Genomic DNA, 4,208 nt, shown 5'->3' on the forward strand with positions numbered 1-4,208 from the left:
ATGGAGTGGTGGCACTTTACCCATCTGCCACCGGCCTACCCGGACACCTATTTTGACTTTGAGGTGCGCTGACACCAAAGCAGAAACAGCCATCGGCTCAACCGATGGTTAATAACTTGGTTGATGGCTGACGCCTGCAATAATGGCAGCATGTTTCTGGCTCTGGCAGAAGGTAAGTAGCATTGGCCATTCATTATTTAGCGGTAACCGAGATCCTACAGCAGTTCCGTCAAGGCAGCCTGACGCCTGTCGAGCTAATGCACGCCTACCAGCAACGAATTCGCCAGCTGGACCCCAAACTCAATGCCTTTACCAGTCAGTTTCAGCAGGATGCGCTTAGTAAGGCTGAAAAAGCTACTGCGCGCTGGCCACAAAGCCAAGCGAGGCCACTGGAAGGCTTGGCCGTGGCCATTAAAGATGAAACCTACATTGAAGGCCAAATCACCACCAATGGCTCCCGCCTGCTGACCGAAGCCATGGCCACCAGCACCGATCCAGTACCGGCTCGCTTGCTGCAGGCCGGAGCCATCGTGCATGGCCGTACCACCACGCCTGAGTTTTCCACCGCCGGGGTGACCTGGTCGGAATTGTGGGGTGTGAGCCGCAATCCGTGGAATCCGGCCATCAGCTGTGGCGGCTCCTCCGGCGGCTCTGCCATCGCCGTTGCCACCGGTATGTGCAGCTTTGCCAATGGCACCGATATCGGTGGCTCCGTTCGGATCCCGGCCGCCTTTTGCGGCCTTTATGGCTACAAGCCACCGCATGGCCGGGTACCGGAAATCAGCCCCTACAACATCGATCCCTACTGCCATCACAGCCTGCTGACCCGCACACTGGATGACTTACTGCTGCTGTACCCTTTTATTAAGGGGCCAGACTGGATGGACTCGCATTCCTTTATCCCGGATGACAACCCAAAGTTAAAGCCACGAAAGCCCTTGCAGCAACTCAAAGTGGCACTGGCACCAACGCTTGGCTTTTATCAGGTGGCGGCCGATATTCGTCGGCAGCTTGACCACACCGCCGAAGCGCTGCGCACTCAGGGTGTGCAGGTGGATTTGTTAGAGCCCGCCTGGGATGAGCGGGTGATAGAAACGGCTAAAATCCACCAGCGTGCCTTGATGGGCATGACGCTCAAACAAAAATTCGGGGCCCCGGCGGCCCGCAAGCAGCTCACCTCTTATGTGCAACATTACCTTGAGATGGTGGATCAACTGACCGTGGATGCAATTTTTCAGGCCAATCTGCACAGCTGCGCTATGTGGGATGCGCTGGCGGTGATTTTCAAAGACTATGATCTGTTGCTCTGCCCTACCCTGGCCACCAGTGAGGTGCCGGCCGATTTTGATTACAGCAAAGATCGCATGCAAATCAATGGCATCGATGTGGATGCTAACAAAGGCTGGTTTATGACCTATCCATTCAATACCCTTGGGCAGTGTCCGGTATTGGCGATGCCGAATGGCTTTTGCGACAACGGGGTGCCAAGTTCGGTGCAGATTGTTGGCCGGCCCTATCAGGAAGCCGATGTGTTTCAATTGGCCAGAGCGCTTAGCGACACCGTAGCCAAAGACTTCTACACCTCTAAATTCCCAGAGCTTTAACCAAACCCGGCAAAGCCGGCTGGTGGGTACTACTTACACAACCAGAACGGTGTAAACGCAGAGTGACTGGAGCTGTTTACTCCACCGGCTTCAAGGAGCACTTCCCTGTGCCCTTTCAGCCTGCGCGGCATCCATGCCGCTGTTGCGTAAACACTCCAGCCACTCTGCCATCAGGTTCAGTTCATCTTGGTAAAACTTAACGCAGCACCAATAAAGAACACTTGGCTTTGCTGATCATCGCCGTGGTGGTGCTGCCTAAGAAGAACTGGCGAATACGGCTGTGGCCATAAGCCCCCATCACCATCAAGCCGATATTGTGATCCTGCTGGTATTGATTTAGCACCACATCCGGCTCACCCGCGACAATGGCTACCGTCACCTCGAAGCCTTCGCTGCGCAGTTTGGCCGCGGCCTGCTCCAGCTGCACCCGGGCCGCTTCGACATCAGCGCCAGCCATCACCAGATGGCAAGGCAAGCCTTTGCACAAGGGGCTTTCAGCCAGCATGGTCAGGCTTTTTACCGCGGTTTCGCTGCCATCAAAAGCCATCAACAAGCTTTTGGGTTCAATAAACTGCTGCTGGGTCAATAACACTGGTTTGTGAATGCTGCGAATTAACCCTTCGACATGCATACCAATCTGGCCATGGGCATCGGCACTGCTAAAACCACGCTTACCCAGCACCAGCAAACGGATTTCATCTTCCAGTTCCAGCAAGCTGGTAACAAACTGGCCATGCCGCAGACGCTCGTCCACTTCGGGGATACCGGCCGCTTCGGCCCGTGCTTTGGCGCCATCCAGTATCAGCCGGCCCCGCTCCAGCGCCAGCTTGGCGTGTTTTTCATCCAGCTCGGCCAGTTGCTCCAGCAGAATTTCCTGCGAGCCAAGGCCAATGGTGCCGCTTAAATCCGGCGTATTGGTATGCTGTGCCCGATCCAGAATATGCAGCATCGACAAAGGCGCACTCAGGCGATTGGCGGCCCAGACGCTGTAATCACAGACCGCCTCGGCATAGGGCGAGGCATCAATGCAGGCCATTACTTTTTTAATCATCTGTGTTCTCCTAATGTCCCATCAGTTTTTCGACCGCATCCGGGCGGTTGTGCACAGCAAATTTATCCACCAGCGTGGCGCTGGCTTCATTCAGACCAATCAATTCCACGTCGGTGCCTTCGCGGCGAAACTTGATCACCACCTTGTCCAGCGAGCTAATGGCAGTGATATCCCAAAAGTGGGCCCGGCTTAAATCGATGCGGACTTTTTCAACCGCTTCTTTAAAATCAAAAGCGCCGATAAATTGCTCGGCCGAAGTGAAAAAGACCTGGCCGACCACCTGATAACTGCGCTCATGGCCATCTTTCGACAAGCTGGAACCGATGTACAAAATCCGGCCCACTTTGTTGGCAAAAAACAGCGCACTCAAGAGCACACCCACCAGTACACCATAAGCCAGGTTATGGGTAAAGACCACCACCACCACAGTGGCAATCATCACCACACTGGAGCTTTTCGGATTGGAGTTTAAGTTTCGCACTGAGCTCCAGTCAAAGGTCCCAATGGACACCATAATCATCACCGCCACCAGAGCCGCCATCGGGATGAGACCCACCCACTGATCCAGGAATACCACCAGGATCAGCAACAGAATGCCAGCCAACAAAGTCGATAGCCGGGTACGGCCACCGGATTTGACGTTGATCACCGACTGACCAATCATGGCACAACCAGCCATACCGCCAATCAGACCTGAGCCGATATTGGCCACGCCCTGGCCGACACATTCACGGTTCTTATCGCTGCTGGTATCGGTTAAGTCATCGACAATGGTGGCCGTCATTAAGGACTCCAGAATACCGACCACGGCAAGTGCCAGTGAGTAAGGGAAAATGATGGCTAAGGTTTCAAAGTTGAGCGGTACATCTGGCCACAGGAACACCGGCAGGCTGTCTGGCAGCTCGCCCATATCGGCCACGGTGCGTAAGTCCAAACCAAAATACAGCGCCAGCGCCGTCAGTACCACGATACAGACCAGTGGCGATGGAATGGCTTTGGTGACATAGGGAAACAAATAAATAATGCCCAGACCAAGCGCCGTCATACTGTACACCAGCACAGTGCCATGCTGGCCGGTCAGCTCTGGCAGCTGCGCCATAAAAATCAGAATGGCCAGTGCATTCACAAAGCCGGTGACCACAGAGCGCGAGACAAAGCGCATCAGCTCACCGAGCTTAAGTACCCCAAAGATAATTTGCAGCAGACCACAGAGCAAGGTCGCGGCCAGCAGATACTCCAGGCCATGCTCCCGCACCAGGGTGACCATCAGCAAGGCCATGGCGCCGGTTGCAGCCGAAATCATGCCCGGCCGGCCACCGGCAAAAGCCGTGATCACGGCAATACAAAATGAAGCGTACAGGCCGACCTTAGGGTCGACCCCGGCAATAATGGAAAAGGCGATGGCTTCAGGAATAAGCGCCAGCGCCACCACGATGGCGGCCAGCACATCGCCGCGCAGATTGGAAAACCAGTTTTGTTTTACAGAAGCAAGCATGTCGTTCGTCCCGCGTCGTTCGGTTGAAAGTAAAGAGTGCTGATGTTGCAGTACCACC

3 protein-coding genes are annotated in these 4,208 nt (G+C 54.9%); 1 reads left to right on the plus strand and 2 read right to left on the minus strand.

All coding sequences use genetic code 11. From position 1 onward, the window contains the following. The first annotated feature begins 182 nt into the window (after positions 1-182). Positions 183-1,604, plus strand: coding sequence for an amidase (locus JJU14_RS16160; RefSeq protein WP_228614752.1), 1,422 nt, complete (start codon positions 183-185; stop codon positions 1,602-1,604). A gap of 196 nt (positions 1,605-1,800) precedes the next feature. On the opposite strand, the gene JJU14_RS16165 is transcribed toward JJU14_RS16160, so the two are convergent. Together JJU14_RS16165 and JJU14_RS16170 are read right to left on the minus strand one after the other, a co-directional pair. After that, positions 1,801-2,655 (minus strand): universal stress protein, encoded by an 855-nt coding sequence (locus tag JJU14_RS16165; RefSeq protein ID WP_228614753.1) that lies wholly within the window; start codon positions 2,653-2,655, stop codon positions 1,801-1,803. 10 nt (positions 2,656-2,665) lie between these two features. Further along, entirely contained in the window at positions 2,666-4,150 is a 1,485-nt protein-coding gene (locus JJU14_RS16170; RefSeq protein WP_228614754.1) for a SulP family inorganic anion transporter, read from the minus strand. Between the last annotated feature and the right edge of the window lie 58 nt (positions 4,151-4,208).

The organism is Alkalimonas sp., from assembly GCF_020831925.1.
Lineage (GTDB): Bacteria > Pseudomonadota > Gammaproteobacteria > Enterobacterales > Alteromonadaceae > Alkalimonas.

Bases quoted from the DNA above. Each gene is read 5' to 3' on its own strand.
- JJU14_RS16165 (WP_228614753.1), bottom strand. From the start codon at position 2,655: ATGATTAAAAAAGTAATGGCCTGCATTGATGCCTCGCCCTATGCCGAG.
- JJU14_RS16170 (WP_228614754.1), bottom strand. From the start codon at position 4,150: ATGCTTGCTTCTGTAAAACAAAACTGGTTTTCCAATCTGCGCGGCGAT.